Annotated in this window: 8 protein-coding genes, 2 tRNA genes and 3 rRNA genes; 6 read left to right on the forward strand and 7 right to left on the reverse strand. The window is 50.6% G+C overall.

Annotated elements, in window-relative coordinates; genetic code table 11:
- Nucleotides 1-36 precede the first annotated feature (36 nt).
- From NT239_05245 to NT239_05270, 6 genes are all read right to left on the reverse strand, one after another.
- Nucleotides 37-5,736 carry an MG2 domain-containing protein gene (locus tag NT239_05245; GenBank protein XGA72252.1) on the reverse strand — a complete coding sequence of 1,900 codons (5,700 nt, stop codon included), beginning with the start codon at nucleotides 5,734-5,736 and terminating at the stop codon, nucleotides 37-39.
- 267 nt (nucleotides 5,737-6,003) lie between these two features.
- Nucleotides 6,004-6,117, reverse strand: a 5S ribosomal RNA gene (gene rrf, locus NT239_05250).
- Between the two features lie 139 nt (nucleotides 6,118-6,256).
- Nucleotides 6,257-9,143 (reverse strand): 23S ribosomal RNA (locus NT239_05255).
- Nucleotides 9,144-9,443: 300 nt separating this feature from the next.
- Nucleotides 9,444-9,519: transfer RNA gene (locus NT239_05260), tRNA-Ala, on the reverse strand.
- A 38-nt stretch (nucleotides 9,520-9,557) separates the two neighbouring features.
- A tRNA-Ile gene (locus tag NT239_05265) sits at nucleotides 9,558-9,634 on the reverse strand.
- 196 nt (nucleotides 9,635-9,830) lie between these two features.
- Nucleotides 9,831-11,364 (reverse strand): 16S ribosomal RNA (locus NT239_05270).
- The 16S, 23S and 5S rRNA genes sit together here with 2 tRNA genes alongside, the layout of an rRNA operon.
- Nucleotides 11,365-11,876: 512 nt before the next feature.
- On the opposite strand from NT239_05270, the gene prmA reads away from it, so the two are divergent.
- From prmA to NT239_05295, 5 genes are all read left to right on the forward strand, one after another.
- The gene (gene prmA / locus NT239_05275; GenBank protein XGA72253.1) at nucleotides 11,877-12,764 is read left to right on the forward strand and encodes a 50S ribosomal protein L11 methyltransferase; all 888 of its coding nucleotides are present in this window, start codon (nucleotides 11,877-11,879) and stop codon (nucleotides 12,762-12,764) included.
- A gap of 27 nt (nucleotides 12,765-12,791) precedes the next feature.
- Entirely contained in the window at nucleotides 12,792-13,904 is a 1,113-nt protein-coding gene (locus tag NT239_05280) for a DUF3426 domain-containing protein (GenBank protein XGA72254.1), read from the forward strand.
- 88 nt (nucleotides 13,905-13,992) lie between these two features.
- The gene (tpx, locus tag NT239_05285) at nucleotides 13,993-14,520 is read left to right on the forward strand and encodes a thiol peroxidase (protein XGA72255.1); all 528 of its coding nucleotides are present in this window, start codon (nucleotides 13,993-13,995) and stop codon (nucleotides 14,518-14,520) included.
- A gap of 128 nt (nucleotides 14,521-14,648) precedes the next feature.
- Nucleotides 14,649-15,149, forward strand: coding sequence for a thiol peroxidase (tpx, locus tag NT239_05290; protein ID XGA72256.1), 501 nt, complete (start codon nucleotides 14,649-14,651; stop codon nucleotides 15,147-15,149).
- 102 nt (nucleotides 15,150-15,251) lie between these two features.
- Nucleotides 15,252-16,031: a DUF3025 domain-containing protein gene (locus NT239_05295; GenBank protein XGA72257.1), complete on the forward strand. Its 780-nt coding sequence runs from the start codon at nucleotides 15,252-15,254 to the stop codon at nucleotides 16,029-16,031.
- A gap of 56 nt (nucleotides 16,032-16,087) precedes the next feature.
- Here NT239_05295 and NT239_05300 read toward each other — a convergent pair whose 3' ends face one another.
- Complete coding sequence (locus NT239_05300; GenBank protein XGA72258.1) at nucleotides 16,088-19,642, reverse strand: DUF748 domain-containing protein; 3,555 nt, start codon at nucleotides 19,640-19,642, stop codon at nucleotides 16,088-16,090.
- 208 nt (nucleotides 19,643-19,850) lie between these two features.
- On the opposite strand from NT239_05300, the gene NT239_05305 reads away from it, so the two are divergent.
- The gene (locus tag NT239_05305; protein XGA72259.1) at nucleotides 19,851-21,062 is read left to right on the forward strand and encodes an STAS domain-containing protein; all 1,212 of its coding nucleotides are present in this window, start codon (nucleotides 19,851-19,853) and stop codon (nucleotides 21,060-21,062) included.
- Nucleotides 21,063-21,148: the final 86 nt, after the last annotated feature.

A 21,148-nucleotide genomic window follows, 5' to 3' on the forward strand; every position in this document is an offset into this window, starting at 1 on the left:
CACCGCATCGCCGAAGCGCAGCAGATCGCCCCAGCGTTATTTTGCTGCGACCACTTTGATCGCCGCATTCGGCAACATGCCAAACACATCCGGCGCGTACATCGCTTCGACGCGCGTTGGCGGCATTTGGAAGGTGCCGACGTTATTGAGCCGCATCGTGTATTCCACTTTCAGATTGCCGCGCGGCACATAACCGTAGAAGGCGCGATAGCTGCTAAAGGTACGCTCGATAAAGTCGGCATAGTCGCCGCCCGTAGCGTCTTTGCTATCAATCGCCGAATCACGCCCCAGCCCGCTGCCTTGTATCGTTGCTCCCGCCGGAATTGGGTCATTCACGACCACCCAAGTCATATCGGCCTGCGCGGTGATATCGAGCACCACTTTCACCACATCGCCCGGCTGATATTGGCCGGCCACTTTCTGGCTCACTGGCGTAATCGTTTTTGAAATGCTGTAACCGGCGTAGCGCGGCGCTTTTAGCACGATAGCGGCTTCGGCTTGCACCGTCGCCCACGGCTCGCCGCTGCCGGTGTGCTTAATATTCAGCGCGCCTTTATTCGCAGCAGGCCACGGCAGCAAGCCCAAACTTTGCACGCCGTCTTTCGGCCAGTTCAGGCTCAAGCTTTGGCCGCCCAAAGCCGCGCTCGTTGCGCCCGCCACCGGAGTGCTTTCAAATTGACGCGAGAACGCGCCCACCGCCAGCGTACCCCACAGATTGGCCGTCGTCGTTTGCCAATGGCCTTTGCTCTGGCGCGCCAGCAATCCGGTCAACACGCGCGGCATATCGGCTTGCCAATCGGGCAGATTACGCGTCGCCAAAATCAGCTTCGCCGCGTTGACATCAGGGTTGCCCATCAGCCACCACGCCACATCGTCGCGCTCGGTGCTAAACACCATGCGCGTGCCTTGGTAAGTGAGGCGTGCGCGCAGCAGATTGCTCGCTTCGGTCACTTTCGCCGCCTGATTCGGAATGCCTTTGGCGCGATTGAGCAAGGACAGCCAATCCACCAACATCGCCGTGCTCATTTTTTGCGGGTTCAGCTCAACCACATCAAGCATCGCCGGTTTAAATAGGCCGTAGCGCGCCAGCACTTCCATCGCCGCCAAGCGGCGCACATCGGCGTCTTGACGGTTGTAAGCCAAATCGCGTTTCAGTCGCCCTTCCACAAAAGCGACCAAGGCGTTCAGCATGCGCTGACGCGGCGCGTCGGGGATGGCCTCGCCCGCTTCATTCGCCACCGCCAGCAGATACGTAGTCAGCGTATCACTCCCAGAGCCACGGCTAGATTCGCTTAGCGGCCAATACCATGCCAAGCCATCGCTATCCAAATACAGCGGCAATTCGGCCATTAGCTTTTGCCAACGCGCTTTATCACCCAAACCGAGCGCAACCGAGGTGCGCTGTTCCAAGCACGAGTACGGATATTCGCTAAACCAACGGCGCACGCCCGGCAGCTCGCTACCGAGTTTGCTCTGCAGCGACACGCGTATCCCGCCGCGGCCTGCGATCGCATTCGGCGGCAGCGCAACGGGGATTTGCAGCTCGCCATTGCTCACGCGTTGTAGCGTGGCTTGCTCTACCGTCACTGGCACGGCTGGCTCGACTTGCTGCGTCGCGGCGAGTTTGTCGGCTGCCAATTTATTCGAACCAGTCCCGTTGACCTCTTGCACCGCAAACACCCAATCGAGTTGCTTCAGGTTGTTTGGGATTGTAATCGGCCAATTGATAAAGCGCGCTTCACCGGCGGGCAGCTCGACTTGTTGCGGGTTCAGGCCCGCAATGCCAGAGGCATTGGCAGTCACTTTGACGCTCATCTTGCGCTCGCTGCCATTGCGCAGCGTAATGCCCGCCGCGAGCTGATCACCTTCGCGCACCACCGGCGGAATGCCCGATGTCAGCTGCAAATCTTGCCGCACGACAAAGCTACCCTCTCCGGTGCCAAACTGATCGTTGCCCACATCGGCCACGGCAACGAGGCGGAACTTGGTTAGCGCGTCGTTAATCGGTACTTTGATTTTGGCCGTTCCATTGGCGTCGAGCACCACCGCGGGTTGCCAGCTCAATAACGTTTCGAGTAGCTCACGCGTCGGTGCTTTGCCGCCACCGCCGCCCGGTGGCAAGGCTTTGCGGCCGTAATGGCGCTTGCCGACCACTTCGAGCTGCGCAGTCGCCATTTCAATGCCAAAACTATGGCGCTGGAACATCGCTTGCAAAATATGCCACGAGGTATTGGGCTGCAGCTCAAGCAGAGCTTCGTCTACCGCGGCAAACGCCACCTCAGTACCTGCAGGGGCGGGTTTGCCATTCGGCAATTTCACTTTGATCGTCACGTCGGCCATTTCGCGTATGCCATAGGTGGCGCGCGCAGGCGTGACTTCCACTTGCAAACGCTTAGCCGCGTCGCCAACCTTGATTTCCGCGACGCCGTATTTAAACGCGGGGCGTGATAAATCGACCATTGCCGTTGGTGCGACAAAATCTTTGCCTTCGTTCCAGTACGCGTTCCACCACTCGCCCGGCGTTTTCCAGCCCCACGTAAAGAACGAATACCACGGCACATCGCGCACGCGGCCGCGCACCGCGAGCACCGACACGTAGACATTTGGCGTCCAATTGTCGGCGATTTTCAGCTCGAAATTCGCCGTTTTGCCATCGAGCTCAACAACACGCGTCTCCAAAATGCCTTCGCGCTCAATCCCAATCCACGCCGTGGCTTTACGAAACGGCATACGTACTTGGAATTTGGCGGTTTCACCCGGCTCGTAGCTGGTTTTTTCGGCGATGACGTCGATGCGATCGTTATTATCGCTATCAAACCACAGCTCTTCGTGCTGGCTGACCCACACGTCCTGCGCGCTGCGTGCTGCATTGCCTTTGTCGTCTTTAACTTGCGCGATCAGCTCCATATTGCCGGCGTCTTTAAAGCTGATTTCGCAGAACACCAAGCCTTGCGCGTCGCTGGTTTCGCTGCACACCTCGCCTTTTTCGTCGACTTCTTCGCTGGTATCCCAAGCGTAAAAACCACCAACCAAGCGTTTGCGCGCACTCAGGTATTTGCGCTCGCGCAGGCTGATAGCCACTTCTTTACCTTTTACCGGTTTGCCATTGGTATCGAGCACGACGGCTTTCACTTGCAAGGCTTTGCCGGTGCTAATCCAGCTTTCTACGCTTAAACCGACTTGCAGCGCAGACGGCCATAGCGCGATGCGGCGCGTAATCGTTTGCACTTCGCCATTCGGGTCGCTAAACGCCATTTCGCTGACTAAATCGTAACGGCGATCAAGCGCAGGCAGATTGCTCACTTTCGTTTTGCCATTACCATTGGCGTCGAGCACGACGGCCGCTTTATCGAGCACGACTTTGCCGTCGAGTGACGGCGTTTTTTTATCTTCCGGTACGGCTGGCGGCGTAAAGCTATATGCCTCGTAATTTTTCGGTGATTCGTAAATGCGCTCGAGCATTGCGCTCACTTGCACCGGCCAGGATTTCGCAGGTCCGCCATTGCCCCAAGCCAAAGATACATTGAGTGGTATTTCCTTGGCGGCCAATCCAGCATTCTTCTCGGTCGTAATACCCCCCGTCATGACTGGCAGGCGGAATTGCTCGACGCGAAAGCCACCGCTTTGCAGTGAATAGCCGTCGATTTCCGCGCTCGCCCCTTGGCCTGCATTGGCCTTGGTGCGCGAGCCTTTGCGCTCTAGATACAGCGAATATTCACCGAGCTTGGCCAATTTAGGAATCGCAAAACTCGATTCGGCATAACGCCCTTTGCGCCAAGTTAGCGGCAAAGTCACTTCATCGCCGCTGCCATCGTGCACGATGCGGACATGTTCGGGCAGCTGATTGGCTTTTAGTAGCGACAAGCCTTTGCTGCCTTTTAAGCGCAAGAAATGCTTCATCGACACCGTTTCGCCAGCGCGCAATAAGGTGCGATCAAGCACAGAGTGCGCGGTAATCGCTGAAGTTTCGTCGTAATACGTTGGGAAAGGAAAGCGCCACGACTCGATGCCGCGATTCCAGCTTGAGCGCACAAAGGAAATATCATCGTTGCCATTAGCGTCTTTGGCGCGCGCGGTTACGAATAAGCCATCGAGTGCATTGCCGTTGCACGATTTGCTAATCAGCGCCTGATTAATCTGCACAAAACCTTGTGCATTGGTTTTGCCGCTCCACAGATTTTGCCCCGCGCAATTAAACACATTGATTGCGGCATTCGGCACCGGGCGCGCTTTATCGAGCGTCGTCACCCACACGGCGGCGTTTTCATCTGACTGCTTAAAATGCACCGCCATATTGGTCACCAGCACCGCGGTGCGCACATACATTGCTTTGTTATTGCCGAGCAGAGCTTTACCGAGCAATTTTGACGACACTTCAACGACATAAAAACCGGGTTTAGCCAGTGGAATACCGACGACTTCAAACGGCCATTTGCCATTCGCGTCGGGCTGAGTCGGTAGTTTCAGCGGCAGTGCTGATTTTTCTTTTTTCAGCAGTGACAAGCGGCGCGATTCAACGCTTTTTTTGCCTTCGCCTATCATCGACTCATCGTATTCGATGACTTTAGCTAGCCAACTCATCATGCTGGCTTCGTCACCAATACGTAGCGATTGACCGCCTAATTGCACCGATTTGATATTTAAATCACGCTCAACCCCGCGCAGTGTGATCGGCAACATCGCGTCGGCACCCGATTCGATAATGCCAAAAGGTGCAGCCGAAAACTTGGCCAGCGGCGGATAATCGGAAGTTTTAATCGTCAGCGGAAAGCGCGCTTGATTGACCAATGCGCGACCGACGTCATCGACAAAATTGCTCGGTAATTCCAGTTTGAATTCGGATAGCGCATCAAACGGCCCTTCAAACTTCACTTCATCGACCGGCGCACCACGATTATCTGAATCGCGCTTTGGCGTAAACTCACCGCTACTGCCTTTCAGTTTGATCGCCAGTGCTAATTTTTCTGGCACCGGCGAGCTAAAGCTCAAGGTGATCGGTTTGAACGGAATACACGCGCCTTTGGCATTTTCACGCTGGCAACTCATTGTCGCGCTGAATGCAGGCCGAACCTGAAAATCAAGGCGATCGGGCTGCGATTTACCGCGCAAATGCACCAAGGTCAATTTGCTATCCGGCGCAAGCGTTTGCGCACAACGCACGGCGACAAGCTGCTCGCTGTATTTTTCTAGTTTGAAATGCTTGATTAGCGTTTGACGCTCACTAGCTTCCAAACTTTGCACCGGAATTCGCTCGGGAGAGCTGCTCGACTGGCAATAAAAATTACTGAGTGGCTCGGCACGACCATTTAATTGCAAGACAAAGGCTTGATCTTCTTCGATCAAATCTTCATCCGGCCAATGGCGCTCAATAATCGGTGCACCCGTCGTAAAGCTAAATTTTTGCGCAGCCGCTAAGACGCCACCAGAGACATCTTTCCACCCCGCTTTGGGCGAAAATAGGCACCGGGTATTGGCGGGCAAAGATTGTGCAATATCGAGCACCCACGTTTTTTGATCGACCCAATGCCCTTTGCCTTTTAATGCGCAATCCCATTTCAGCGGCGCAGGCGCGGCGCTATTACCCAAGGCAATAGCAGGATTGGTAAAAGTCACCCGCACTTGCTGTGGCTCTTTCACTTCTCCCTGCGGGCTAAACAAGGCAATTGAAGCCGAAAATGCAAGATTGGAAGTAAAGAGCAAAGCGCTCAGCGACATAAATCGGGTTAACTTGTGCATCCTCAGCCCCATAAATTGCAATTAGCTTTCAATTATATTTGGCAATTTTACAGTTTTTATGCGGCTTTAACGAGGACAAGCATTACTTGACACTAATATATGTGCAAGTTTTATCTGACTTAGCTCAGGCGCAGCTAGAAAAGGGGTATATGGCTACAGAACAACGCTGACTTAGCACTTAAAGCAATACAAGATGGGGTATCTTTGCGTTGGATTTCCAGTGCAAAGCAAAAAGCCCAGCTGATTCAGCTGGGCTTTCTATTGGGAGTCTGGCAATGACCTACTTTCACACGGGCAATCCGCACTATCATCGGCGCTGAGGCGTTTCACTGTCCTGTTCGGGATGGGAAGGAGTGGGACCACCTCGCTATGGTCACCAGACAAAACTGGGTGAGTTAACTGCTTACCCCATTGGGTTTGCAATCACTCGAAATCAATAGAAGAAGTAATCTTATTTCTCTTAACTTTAACATTCACAATCGGGTCGATTGCACCTGTCGCTTAACGCGTCTCAGGTTATAGGATCAAGCCTCACGGGCAATTAGTATCGGTTAGCTTAACGTATTACTACGCTTCCACACCCGACCTATCAACGTCCTGGTCTCGAACGATCCTTTAGAGGTCTTAAAGACCTAGGGAAGTCTCATCTTGAGGCTAGTTTCGCGCTTAGATGCTTTCAGCGCTTATCTATTCCCGACTTAGCTACCCGGCAATGCCACTGGCGTGACAACCGGTACACCAGAGGTCAGTCCACTCCGGTCCTCTCGTACTAGGAGCAGCCCCCCTCAAACTTCCAACGCCCACTGCAGATAGGGACCAAACTGTCTCACGACGTTTTGAACCCAGCTCACGTACCACTTTAAATGGCGAACAGCCATACCCTTGGGACCGGCTACAGCCCCAGGATGTGATGAGCCGACATCGAGGTGCCAAACTCCGCCGTCGATGTGAACTCTTGGGCGGAATCAGCCTGTTATCCCCGGAGTACCTTTTATCCGTTGAGCGATGGCCCTTCCATTCAGAACCACCGGATCACTATGTCCTGCTTTCGCACCTGCTCGACTTGTCGGTCTCGCAGTTAAGCCGCCTTTTGCCATTACACTATCAGTACGATGTCCGACCGTACCTAGGCGACCTTCGAGCTCCTCCGTTACAATTTGGGAGGAGACCGCCCCAGTCAAACTGCCTACCATGCACGGTCCCCGATCCGGATAACGGACCTAGGTTAGAACCTCAAAGGGGTCAGGGTGGTATTTCAAGGACGGCTCCACAGAAACTGGCGTTCCTGCTTCAAAGCCTCCCACCTATCCTACACAAACCACTTCAAAGTCCAATGCAAAGCTACAGTAAAGGTTCACGGGGTCTTTCCGTCTAGCAGCGGGGAGATTGCATCTTCACAAACACTTCAACTTCGCTGAGTCTCGGGAGGAGACAGTAGGGCCATCGTTACGCCATTCGTGCGGGTCGGAACTTACCCGACAAGGAATTTCGCTACCTTAGGACCGTTATAGTTACGGCCGCCGTTTACTGGGACTTCAATCAAGAGCTTGCACCCCATCATTTAATCTTCCAGCACCGGGCAGGCGTCACACCGTATACATCCACTTTCGTGTTAGCACAGTGCTGTGTTTTTGATAAACAGTCGCAGCCCTCATTTCTCTGCGGCCTCATTGGGCTCCAGTTGTACACCTTCACCTACTAGAGGCACACCTTCTCCCGAAGTTACGGTGTCAATTTGCCGAGTTCCTTCTCCCGAGTTCTCTCAAGCACCTTAGAATTCTCATCCTACCCACCTGTGTCGGTTTGCGGTACGGTTCGATATTAGCTGAAGCTTAGTGGCTTTTCTTGGAAGCAGGGTATCGCTCACTTCGTCTACAAGTAGACTCGTCATCACGCCTCAGTGTTAAAGCAGCCCGGATTTGCCTAAGCCACACACCTACACGCTTAAACCAACTCTTCCAACCGTTGGCTGAGGTAACCTTCTCCGTCCCCACATCGCACTAATACCAAGTACAGGAATATTAACCTGTTTCCCATCGACTACGCATTTCTGCCTCGCCTTAGGGGCCGACTCACCCTGCGCCGATGAACGTTGCGCAGGAAACCTGGGGTTTTCGGTGAGGGGGCTTTTCACCCCCTTTATCGCTACTCATGTCAGCATTCGCACTTCTGATACCTCCAGCATCCTTCTCAAGACACCTTCACAGGCTTACAGAACGCTCCTCTACCATATGTACATCGTACATATCCGCGTCTTCGGTTATCAATTTGAGCCCCGTTACATCTTCCGCGCAGGACGACTCGACCAGTGAGCTATTACGCTTTCTTTAAATGATGGCTGCTTCTAAGCCAACATCCTGGCTGTCTATGCCTTCCCACCTCGTTTTCCACTTAATTGATCATTTGGGACCTTAGACGGCGGTCTGGGTTGTTTCCCTCTTGTCCCAGGACGTTAGCACCCCAGGACTGTCTCCCATGCTCGCACTTGACGGTATTCAGAGTTTGCCATGGTTTGGTAAGTCGCGATGACCCCCTAGCCATAACAGTGCTTTACCCCCGTCAGTGATACATGAGGCACTACCTAAATAGTTTTCGAGGAGAACCAGCTATTTCCAAGTTTGTTTAGCCTTTCACCCCTAGCCACAGCTCATCCCCTGACTTTGCAACGTCAGTGGGTTCGGACCTCCAGTGCGTGTTACCGCACCTTCATCCTGGCCATGGCTAGATCACTTGGTTTCGGGTCTACGCCCAGCAACTATGCGCCCTATTCGGACTCGGTTTCCCTACGCCTCCCCTATTTGGTTAAGCTTGCTACTGAACGTAAGTCGCTGACCCATTATACAAAAGGTACGCAGTCACAGAACAAGTCTGCTCCCACTGTTTGTATGCATCCGGTTTCAGGTTCTATTTCACTCCCCTCCCGGGGTTCTTTTCGCCTTTCCCTCACGGTACTGGTTCACTATCGGTCGATGATGAGTATTTAGCCTTGGAGGATGGTCCCCCCATCTTCAAACAGGATTTCTCGTGTCCCGCCTTACTTATCGTACGCTTAGTACCACAATTGTGTTTTCATATACGGGGCTATCACCCACTATGGCCGGACTTTCCATTCCGTTCTATTAACACGACTGTTATCACGTACAGGCTCTTCCCATTTCGCTCGCCACTACTTTGGGAATCTCGGTTGATTTCTTTTCCTGCGGTTACTTAGATGTTTCAGTTCACCGCGTTCGCTCTACATCACCTATGTATTCAGTGATGAGTGACCCAAAAGGGCCGGGTTTCCCCATTCGGAAATCGTGGGATCAAAGCACTTTGCCAGCTCCCCCACGCTTATCGCAGGCTATCACGTCCTTCGTCGCCTATCATCGCCAAGGCATCCACCAGATGCACTTATTCGCTTGATCCTATAACCTCAAACACGTTTTACCGTATCATCGGTTTAGAGTATCGGTATTTACGACTTGTTGAATGAGTTCTCACGTCATTCAACGCTGATCTTTCGATCAGAGATACAATCAACCCAATTTATTTACTGTTCACACCAAGTTGCCTTGATGCTCACATTGTTTAATTAGGAGATATTACTTCTTCTATTTTGTTAAAGAACGATACAGATGCCAAAGGCATTCTGATTTAAGAAACCAGAACAAAATAAACAAACCAGAATAAATCTGCTTGCTCACTGAATTCTGAACTCTTGTGATTGGTGGAGGATGACGGGATCGAACCGACGACCCCCTGCTTGCAAAGCAGGTGCTCTCCCAACTGAGCTAATCCCCCAATCTGGCATTACAAAGCTGTTTCCACTGATGAATCAATGGTGGGTCAAGCTGGAATCGAACCAGCGACCCCCGCCTTATCAAGACGGTGCTCTAACCGACTGAGCTACTGACCCAGCTTTTGTCTTCACTAGATCATCTCTAACTTCGCGATTACTTTTAGATAATCTACGCCGCCAGAGCTACTGACCCAGCTTCCAACCAAGTCCGTAACCCTGCAATGAATTGCTTCATTGCTCAGCTACTTTCTCTGTATCTTCAAACTCTACAGCCGATGAGTGTGAGTACTTGACCCGAAGGTCTTTTCTCTTGAAAGGAGGTGATCCAGCCGCAGGTTCCCCTACGGCTACCTTGTTACGACTTCACCCCAGTCATGAATCCCACCGTGGTAAGCGGCCTCCTTACGGTTAGCCTACCTACTTCTGGTGAAACCCACTCCCATGGTGTGACGGGCGGTGTGTACAAGGCCCGGGAACGTATTCACCGCGACATGCTGATCCGCGATTACTAGCGATTCCGACTTCATGCACTCGAGTTGCAGAGTGCAATCCGGACTACGATCGGTTTTGTGAGATTGGCACCCCCTCGCGGGTTAGCGACCCTCTGTACCGACCATTGTATGACGTGTGAAGCCCTGGTCATAAGGGCCATGAGGACTTGACGTCATCCCCACCTTCCTCCGGTTTGTCACCGGCAGTCCCACTAAAGTGCTCAACTGAATGGTAGCAACTAGTGGCAAGGGTTGCGCTCGTTGCGGGACTTAACCCAACATCTCACGACACGAGCTGACGACAGCCATGCAGCACCTGTGTTACGGTTCCCGAAGGCACTCCTCTATCTCTAAAGGATTCCGTACATGTCAAGACCAGGTAAGGTTTTTCGCGTTGCATCGAATTAATCCACATCATCCACCGCTTGTGCGGGCCCCCGTCAATTCCTTTGAGTTTTAGTCTTGCGACCGTACTCCCCAGGCGGTCTACTTCACGCGTTAGCTGCGTTACTAAGCTCCGAAAAGCCCAACAACTAGTAGACATCGTTTAGGGCGTGGACTACCAGGGTATCTAATCCTGTTTGCTCCCCACGCTTTCGTGCATGAGTGTCAGTATCAGCCCAGGGGGTTGCCTTCGCCATCGGTGTTCCTCCACATCTCTACGCATTTCACTGCTACACGTGGAATTCCACCCCCCTCTGCCGTACTCTAGTTAGCCAGTTCACAATGCAATTCCCAAGTTGAGCTCGGGGATTTCACATCGTGCTTAACAAACCACCTGCGCACGCTTTACGCCCAGTAATTCCGATTAACGCTTGGACCCTACGTATTACCGCGGCTGCTGGCACGTAGTTAGCCGGTCCTTATTCTTCAGGTACTCTCATCCCCGGTGGGTATTAGCCACAAGGATTTGCTCCCTGACAAAAGCGCTTTACAACCCGAAGGCCTTCTTCACGCACGCGGCATTGCTGGATCAGGCTTGCGCCCATTGTCCAAGATTCCCCACTGCTGCCTCCCGTAGGAGTCTGGACCGTGTCTCAGTTCCAGTGTGGCGGATCGTCCTCTAAGACCCGCTACTGATCGTTGCCTTGGTAGGCCTTTACCCCACCAACTAGCTAATCAGCCATCGGCCGCTCCAATAACAAGAGGTCTTGCGATCCCCCTCTTTCCCCCGTAGGGCGTATGCGGTATTAGCTATCCTTTCGGATAGTTATCCCCCATTACTGGGTACGTTCCGATGTATTACTCACCCGTTCGCCACTCGCCACCAGACCGAAGTCCGTGCTGCCGTTCGACTTGCATGTGTAAAGCATGCCGCCAGCGTTCAATCTGAGCCAGGATCAAACTCTTTCGTTTAATCTCTGCTATTTTTACTACTTGGCTTGTACTTCAATACTCAAAGAAAGAAACGAGATGAACAATTAAGTTCGTCTTGTTTATTTCCTATCATCTGAGTGCAAGCACTTGTTTCGACTTACGAATCAAGCACTCACACTCATCGGCTGTAATTTGTTAAAGATCGTTGCGAGACACTGTGAAACTTGTTTTGTTTCGCTGCGTCATCAGCAGAGAGGCCGAACTATACCCACCGGTCTGAAACACGTCAACACCTATCGACAAAGAAAAGCGAACAAAGGCGATAAGTGATTGATGAGAAAGGAAACTCAATTTTAGCTCTTTGAGCCAAGCCAATCAAAACACAGCGGCCAGCACCGGCAAGCCCAACTACAAAACCGCAAAAAACAAAGACAAAAAGCACAAAGCCCGCTAGCGCGGAACATGTGCTTTAGGTAATTCATGTCAAAAACTGTTCAGCAGTAATATTAGGTGCGACAATTGGGCATATATTTACATATCTAGGAAGCAGTATGCCTTGGCAAGAACTCCGCCTTACCACCGACTCGGCCCACGCCGAAGCTTACTCTGACGCTTTATTTGATTTAGGCGCACTTTCGGTCTCGATTGAAGATGCTGCAGCCGGCACCAGCGAAGAAAAGCCTATTTTTGGTGAACCAGGCGAGCCGGTTGATCAACTATGGGACACCAGTATCGTGCTGGCACTATTTGAAGCCGATGCTGAAGTTGAGCTGATTGTAGCCGCAGCAGCCAATCAATTGGCGCAAGCTGCGCCCAAATTTGAAGTCGTTGTCGTCGAAGAGCAAGACTGGGTGCGTCTAACGCAGTCGCAATTTGATCCGATTCCAATTTCACCGCGCCTGTGGATTACGCCAACTTGGCATGAATGTCCTGATCCTGCCGCCGTTAATATCCAGCTCGACCCAGGTTTGGCGTTCGGCACTGGCAGCCACCCAACCACGCGCCTTTGCCTGCAATGGCTCGATGCCAATATTCAAGGTGGTGAAACCGTCTTGGATTACGGCTGTGGTAGCGGCATTTTGGCGATTGCGGCGATGAAACTGGGCGCAGGCCCAACGGACGGGATTGATATTGACGCACAAGCCATGATCGCATCCGAACAAAATGCGGCGCAAAACGGCGTAACGGGCCGCTTCTTCTTACCCGACGCTGCGCCATCGCAAACTTACGATGTCGTCGTTGCCAATATTCTAACCAATCCATTGAAAGCCTTGGCACCGCTACTGGCGGGCCGATGCCGCAGTGGCGGTCGCATTGTGCTGTCGGGCATTTTGTCGGAGCAAGCTCACGAAATCGTCGCAATTTACGGCGAATGGTTTGATTTTGTTGCGCCAAACGAACACGAAGGCTGGGTGTGTTTAGCTGGTGTACGTAAATAAGTCGTCAATTTCGGTTAAAATCGCTTCATGAACCAAATCACGCGCTGTCCAAATTGCAGCACCTCATTTCGCGTTACCGATGATCAACTCGCAGCCCACCAAGGTAAGGTGCGCTGCGGGCGCTGCTCTTTTATTTTTAATGCGCGTGATTTTCTACAGCGTGTCGAAGCGGAGCAAAGCAATACATCCAAAGGTATTACTCCGCAAACAAAGACAGAAAAGACTCCGCAGGCAATACCCCAAGCAAGCACTATAACTATCCAGAAGCAGGAAGTTGAAGCAGTCATTGACGCAGCCAGCAAAGTCGTTGAGCAGACAGCTTTAAATACCGCGACCCCAACGCCCGCACCGCCGCCTATTGAACCCGCATTTCCCGTATTTGAAGAAACGGCCAAACCCAAAGCGGCAGAGCCTGCCAAGGATGAAAAAGAGCTTAAACGTGCCTTAGCGCGGTTAATTAAGCAAACGCGCAAAGAAAAAACCCAAAAAACCCGCAAGCCATCGCGCCATACGATTGCTGCCCCCGAAGTATTAGATATAGATACCCAGGAGCAGATTCAATCCGCGCTGGATGCGGTGCCTGATACTACATTCGAAAGCAACGCCGAATACCGGCCCATTCTTGACGATACCGACGACTTGTTTTTGCCACCCAAGCGCAGCGCTTGGTATTGGCTGTGGTCAGTTGCAAGCCTAGTATTAACGTTAACCCTGCTGGCTCAGTTGGCGTACAACTTTAGATTGGAACTAAGTCAGGAATTTCCGGCCTTGCGCCCAAAATGGGAAGCGCTATGCACTAAACTGCAGTGCGACATGCCGCTACCACGCGAGTCTGAACTACTGCGTTCGGAATGGTCGGAGTTGACTTACATCCCCGACCACCCCACCTTGATTCAAGTTAAAGCGACCCTACGTAACTTGGCGCCGTTTGATCAAGCCTTACCCAAGCTAGAACTCACTCTCACCGACGAAAACGAGCGCGTGCTGGCGAAAAAAGTTTTCTTACCGAAAGAATATCTCGCGCAAGACGCTACAACTCAAAGCTCACTGCGCGCCAATGACGAACTGCATGCATTTTTGCAACTCGACTTAGGGCCGCTCAACTCAACGGGCTACTCCTTATACTGGTATTACGACTAAATTTTTCTGTTTAAATCCACGTCATCTTGACTGGCTTGTATTTCCCTCGACAACAGCCATACTGAAGGATATTTTCAGGGGAAATCATATGTCTACAGTCATGCTAAATGGCGCTCCAGTGAGTATTGGCGGGCGTTTTCCACGCGTAGGCGAGACCGCCCATAGTTTCATGCTGGTCGATCTCAACCTGCAAGACGTGGCTTTATCCAAATTTTGGGGGCAGCGTAAACTAATCGCCGTGGTCCCCAGTCTGGATGCCGCAGTTGGTTTGGCGATTGCGCGTAAATTGGAAAAATTAGCGTATGAGCTACACAACACGGCGATTATGACTGTCTCGGTGGATACGCCCTACGCGCTGTCACGGATTAATGATGCCGAAGGGTTCCGAAAGATCATGCTGATGTCGACGTTACGCGGACGAGATTTTCATAAAGATTATGGCGTCATGATTACCGACGTTCCGCTCTCGGGCCTGATGACCACCGCGCTGTTCGTACTCGATGTCAACGATACCGTTCTGTATGCTGAACTCGTCTCTGAACTGATGAATGAGCCCAACTACACTACTGCAATGGAAATACTCAATCCGCAGTTAGCAGAAAATAAAGAAGAATAAACACCTGCCACCAATAAAAAAAGCCGCTTCTGCGGCTTTTTTTTATTGCGATTGTCCCCATCTAATGGATGTAGTTAAAAATATCCATCCCTACTGACCACGAACAACTTTGATTTGGAGATTACCCAATGTCTACCGTAACCCTAGGCGGCAATGCCGTCAACGTCAATGGCAACTTCCCAAGCATCGGCAACAGTGCACCCGCTTTTTCTTTGGTGGCAAAAGATCTGTCTGATGTCACTTTGGCCAGCTTAGCAGGCAAACGCAAAGTACTGAATATTTTCCCAAGTATCGATACCCCAACGTGCGCGACTTCAGTTCGCCGTTTTAACGAAGCAGCCAGCCAACTCGAAAACACGGTTGTATTGTGCATTTCAGCTGATCTACCTTTTGCACAAAACCGTTTCTGCGGTGCAGAAGGCTTGGAAAATGTAATTAATCTATCAACCATGCGTGGTCGCGACTTCTTAAATGCCTACGGTGTTGAAATCGCAAGCGGCCCACTGGTTGGCGTGGCTGCACGCGCTGTTGTCGTGCTCGATGCGAATGACAAAGTACTGCATAGCGAATTAGTCGCTGAAATCAAAAACGAACCAAATTACGACGCAGCGCTCGCTGCACTGGCGTAAGGTACTAAACCGCATTTAACGCGGTTGGGCAAATACCGTAAAATAGCTTTTTGCGGATTTGCCCTTTTCCGCAGTATTTTTAATGAACTGCGGTTGCTCCTCATGACAGACTGGCCTAGCGCTTTTTTCGAACAACACCCCGCCTTTTCGCCTATTCGCCGCTTTCTGGCCTTATTTACCGCGCCACCAGATCATACTGACTGGCAGTCTTTGCCTGTTGTTGCCCATAGTCGCAGCGGCGCACCGATTCGATTTGTGCATAGCGACAGCATTACTGAATATTACGAACTCGCAATTTATCAACATGGCCAAGTAGCCACCCGTCTCAATTGGCATGACACCTTCAATGCCATGATTTGGCATGCGTTTCCACTGAGCAAATCGGCGCTCAACGCCATGCACCAGCGGATTATCTGCGCCAACCCTGATTCTAAAATTCGTGGTGCGGCGCGCGATGCGGCAACCTTATTTGATGAATGCGGCCTTATTTTGCCCTATTCCGATCCACAATTACTGCAGATGCTTGAACAGCACCAGTGGCATGAGCTGTTCGTGACAAACAAAGGGCAATGGGGAAAACAAATCGGAGCGATCACATTTGGCCACGCCAATTTTGAAAATTTGCTCAATCCATTTCTTGGTTTAACCGGTAAATGTTGGCCGATCGCAGTGGAGCGCGATTTCTTTGCGCTGGATATCGCAGCGCAATGCGCGCAACTGGACGAAAATCTTGCCCACTTGATCGATGCCGATTGGCTACAAAAGCCCCGCCAATTGCCAGCACTCCCCTATTTAGGCGTGCCTGACTGGCACCCAGAGCAAGACCTGCATTTTTATGAGAACACCGCCTACTTTCGGCCTAAGCGTCAAAAGCTCGGCTAATACATGCACCATGTATTGCCATCTAGCCCAATAAATAATTGGGCTAGATGGCAATACTACTGCAATTTAAACTGTACCCGCGAGCTAGGGCCTTGGTCTTTTTCGGTTTGCGCCGGTACTGGATTAAGCTGTGGCTGTGTAATAAACAAACGCTCTGCGGCAATTCCTGCCTCTTTCAAGCCTTCATTAACTCGCTGGGCTCGGCGGTTTGCTAGCTCTTGCAGCGCGGCCTCATCAATCACCGTATTTTTCAAAATCAACGCTTTCATTTCATCGCTTGGCAATTTTTTATTCAAGCCCAACATATTTGTGGGTTTCTCAAATTTACTTTTCTTATATACCGCCTCAATTAACTCTGCCTCTTCTGTCTCGGAAACAAGCAGATCGCGCTCAGTTTCAATCGACTCTGTCGACTCCCCGAGCTTGGCGGCCTTTGCGCTGCGCATCTTTTGCCGCAATTGACGCTCTTTTAACCCTTGTTCATCAATCGCTAAATCGGCCCAGCCCGCAATTTCCATCGTCAACGCGGGCCTATCGTTCAGCATCTCGGCCAAACGCGCAATCGAGGTTTGGGCGCCTTCATTAAGTCGCGCAGAGCCAGGCTCGAACGTGATGTACGAAAGACTCGGTCCTCCCGAAAATGCCCCCGCAATTAAGTCAAACGGGGCCGTAATTGCTTTTTCCAGTACATTTCCAATCACTTGCCAGATCACTGAGCCCACCTTGAAATCAGGGTCATCCAAAGAGCCCTCAATTGGCAAATTCAACTTGATCTGACCATGGCGATTGGTCAGTAAAGACAAGGCAAACTTCACCGGCAATTTGGTCGCATCTGGGCTATTACTGGCTTGATCTGACAACGTTAATTGGTCGAGGAAAATATTGTTCGTGGCACTCAATTTGCGATTTTCTACCAAATAAGCAACATCCATTGATAGCTTGCCTTTGGTGATGCCATAGCCCGCATATTTCTCCGCATAGGTTGATGCGGCGGTTAATTCATACCCTTTAACTCCGCCCTTGATTTCAATGAATACATCTTTGGCCAGCGGGTTTAATGTTCCTTGAATCTGCACAGGGGCAATTTTGTCAACACTACCTTTTAAATCGAGCTTGGCCCGCGTGTCGTTTTGACTCGATAAACCACTAATTTCTCCTCCCATCGCCGTTAAATTGGCAGTGTAATTGGGTTGAATCAGTAAATCGCTGTAACGGATATTGCCTTGGCTCAGTGTAATTTTGCCAATCCGAATAGGCACAGGTTCAGCTTTGCTGGGCACGGAGGCGGGCTGTTCGGCATTTTTTTTGGCCAACGTAGATTCGCGTGTTACCGATGTTGCGCCCTCCTCGCCAACCATGATGTCTTGGACATTCATCCGCCCATTCGGCGACAAGATAAGCCGTGAATAAAAGTTATCCAGCTTAATTTCCTGAATATCTACTTTTACCGGATCAAACTGCGTGTTAACACCATTGAGCGCTAAACTTTTCCATTTCAAAAAATCTTCGCCGGTGGATTTATCCAGAGCATAAAATAGTTTGACGCCAAGATCGCCGGCAAAAGCACCTGTGAACTTAGGTGCAGTACTCAGATTGAGCCTGCCTTTTGCATCTACATAGCCGCTGGCCAAAGAAATATTCAAATAACGACCAAAATAAGGCTGCACATACGCCGCATCCAGATTACGGGCATCAATTTGCCATTGCGCCGAAAAGGGTTGCGCCACAAAGGGGCCCTGAACTTTCATCGAGGCATTGCGTCCAGCCTTAGCACTCAATGCCAATTGCGACTGTACCTTGGCTTGCGAATCTATATTTTTAACATTCAGGGTAATATTTTTGAATAAAACCGGCGTCGGCTTAGCCAGCTTGCGATCTTGAATCCGCACGGAAAAATCATCAATTTGCGTATCGGCCAATTTAACGCGCCATGCGGGTGATTTGGCTGCCTTGCTTGGATTGGCGCTGGCAGGAGATGCGGGTATCAATTGCTGCAAATTCACCTGCTGATCTGGTAACAACGCGACATCGATAAACCCTTGCTGGCTCGCAATTTGCTGAATTTCTAGCGTCTGGCTTTGACTATCCAGCGTCATTCCTTTAATGCCAAATTCATTAATTTTAATCGCGGGTTTTTCTTGGCGTGGCAAAGCCAAGGCCAATTGCTGCAAGCTGATTTGATCGGCTTGCAGTTTGTAGACTAGGGGCTCGGCTTGAAACTCAAAACCAATTGTTGCACCCAATAAAGCACGTAAATCACCATTTAAGTACGGCGCGTAGTATGAGTGAAAATCATGAAGCTGCAGTGCTGTAAGTTGGCTATTTCCTGCGATTTTTAGGGGTAAGGTACTCGCTTGCAGATTGACAGTCAGCGCAGCCCCTTGCTCATTTTTGACAGATAGCTCAATCGGAAAAGCCTTATCTGTCGCACTCGACCAATTACGCCCCACCACGCTGAGATCTGTCCAGGTTTGATTCACGGCAGGTTTAACAAATTGATCGTGCCAAGTTAGCTGGCTATTTTTTAACGCAAATTGCCCAACACTAAACACAGTCTGTCGAGTTGATTTGGCGCGTTCACGACTTACCGCACTTGCGACTTTTTTCTGTATTTTGGTCGTTTGCGCTGCTTGCATCGCAAGCCAATTGACTTGGCCTTGCGCATCTCGCTCCGCGATCAACTTCAGACCATCGACATCCACCCGCTGAAAATGAAAATCGCCCAGCAAAGGCTTAAAGTCGTTCAGCGCCAGCGAAAGCTGACCGATGCTCAGGGCATCTTTGTGATTCAATTGTAATTGCAAATCGTTCAGTCGAGCTTGGCCATTGAGTAGTAAAGTGGCTCGATCTTTTTCTTGGCGAAAAACGATATCTAGCTCTGTACTTAACTTACCCGCCAACAAGTTCATTGCACTTGGCAGTGGGGTATACCCAAGATAATCAGTCAGTTCAAGCGCAGTAGAGCTAAACCTGAGCGAGGTATCATGAGTATCTTTAAAAAGTTTACTTTGGCCCTGCAATGAAAAAGGCTTGCCATTGATCCGCCCTGATAGCGCGGGTGTGATGTATTCATCAATGCGCTGCGGCATATTCGACAGAAAGGGAATAGCCAACTCCAGCTGATCCAACTGAATTTTGACCCCGCGCTGCCGATCATCTAACCGAAAATCGCCTTGAATAATTCGAATATTATTCAAGGAAAACTTCATTGGCTCCGCGTCTTCCTCCGTAGCCGAATCACTTTGCAATAAATCGGTAAAGTTGAAAGTGCTTTCATTGAGGCGAACTAGGTTGATTTTGGGCTCACGTAGCGTAATTTCTCGTAACACGGGCCCGCCCCGTATGACGGACATGAATTCGGCATCCACATCGACCGACTTCGCTGCAATAAACTCACCAAAACGATCTTTGACGTGCAAATCCTCTACGCCAACACGAAAGAGGAAAGGATTCAGTGAGATCTTGCCCAGGTGCACTTCACGCTGTAGTGCTTGGCTGGCTTTCCGTTCTAAATACGGTTTCAATAATGGCGGAACGGCTAATGCGCACAGTAGACCTAAAATGATGAAGGCGCCGCTGAGATACGCAAGACGAAGAGACAGCTTTTTCATTAGCCCACCACAAACCCAAAAAGGTACAAGAAAGGTGATGATAAGTTTTCACCGACTTGCTATTGTAATTGAAATCACAATTCTCGTAATAACTACTCTTCTATCTGGAATTGGTGAAAAACAACAGGACTTGCAAGAAAGTTCGCAGTAAAATCACCTTATACTGATATTCACCAAAAAGACAACTTTAGGATTTAAGGCCGCCGTAGTGTTCTCGTTTTTCCGCAAAAAAGGTCCCGATGGACAAGAAGTGTTAACGCAAACAGCCCCCGTCACACAGATGGGTGTTGCGGCTAACACACGTCCAGCAGCCACCGCTCCCGCTGCGAGTGCAGAAAAAGTCGAAGAAAAAAAATCATCGCTAGATGGTCATTACGATTTATCGACGCTGTCGATTGAAGTCTCCAGTAGCAGCGATTCACTCAGTGCCGCTGAAGAACAAGCGGCAGTGATGCACGCCAACGGTCAATTGGCGATGGCTACCAAGACTCTTTTGATGGACAAACCGAATTTTGCCGGCAAACATCGGCATGAATCTTGGCTAATGCTCTTTGAGTTACTGCAACAAAACAATCAACGCGAAGCATTCGATGCACTCGGTTTAGATTATGTGGTTGAGTTCGAAAAAACGCCGCCGACATGGCAAGAACAACAACATGCCGCGCAAAATAAAACAGCACCCAGCGCTTATTTCGCACTCAATGGCAAACTCAGCCATGAAACAATCGATAAACCAATCCAATCGTTTTATCAGTTGCAACAAAAAAACGATCAAATGCGTGTTGATTTAAGTAAAGTCACTGAAATCGACACCATCGCAGCCGCCGAACTGCTCGCGGCGTTTCAAAACAGCCACAAAAAGCCCAATAGTTTGCAATTAATTGGTAGCACGAGTGTGCTTGAGATATTGCGACGCCATATCGAAGTAGGCCGTCGTCATCCAGCTGAAGCGCCATTTTGGTTACTCTTAATCGAGTTGCACCAAATTTTGGGGCTGCAAGATGAATTTGAAAATCTTGCCGTCGATTACGCCATCACCTTTGAAGTCTCTCCCCCATCATGGGACCCGCGCCAAGCCCCCAAATCAGCCGAGCAAATCGCGAAAGCAGAAGAGCAGGCACAAGCGGAGCTTCAGGCGGCTGAGATGGAGAAAAATACGCTAATTGGCAGTATTACCACCGATAAACCGGCACAACTTGAACAATTGTGTAAATTGGTCGAGAAAAGTATGACGCCCGTCATTGATCTAAGTCGGATCCAGCGCATCGACTTTGACTCAGCAGGCCAAATTTTGAATTTGGCAATGACATGGTTACAGCAAGGGCGCCAAGTGCGCTTTATCAATGTGAATCCCCTTGTCTATACCCTGCTGCGTGTAATGAGTATTCATGAAATGATCAGTGTAGAAATGCGCAAGTAAATTCCCCCACGCTTTGTCTCTGTGCTTTTTTGCACTTCATCAGCGCTGCTAACTTGTTTTTCGCCACTTGCGCCGCCATTTCATCC

The sequence above is a fragment of the Chitinibacter sp. SCUT-21 genome, from assembly GCA_041874755.1.
GTDB lineage: Bacteria > Pseudomonadota > Gammaproteobacteria > Burkholderiales > Chitinibacteraceae > Chitinibacter.

What these genes read in the sequence shown, in the direction of transcription:
- NT239_05245 (XGA72252.1), bottom strand. Translation starts at nt 5,736, where the DNA reads ATGCACAAGTTAACCCGATTTATGTCGCTGAGCGCTTTGCTCTTTACT.
- prmA (XGA72253.1), top strand. Translation starts at nt 11,877, where the DNA reads ATGCCTTGGCAAGAACTCCGCCTTACCACCGACTCGGCCCACGCCGAA.
- NT239_05280 (XGA72254.1), top strand. Translation starts at nt 12,792, where the DNA reads ATGAACCAAATCACGCGCTGTCCAAATTGCAGCACCTCATTTCGCGTT.
- tpx (XGA72255.1), top strand. Translation starts at nt 13,993, where the DNA reads ATGTCTACAGTCATGCTAAATGGCGCTCCAGTGAGTATTGGCGGGCGT.
- tpx (XGA72256.1), top strand. Translation starts at nt 14,649, where the DNA reads ATGTCTACCGTAACCCTAGGCGGCAATGCCGTCAACGTCAATGGCAAC.
- NT239_05295 (XGA72257.1), top strand. Translation starts at nt 15,252, where the DNA reads ATGACAGACTGGCCTAGCGCTTTTTTCGAACAACACCCCGCCTTTTCG.
- NT239_05300 (XGA72258.1), bottom strand. Translation starts at nt 19,642, where the DNA reads ATGAAAAAGCTGTCTCTTCGTCTTGCGTATCTCAGCGGCGCCTTCATC.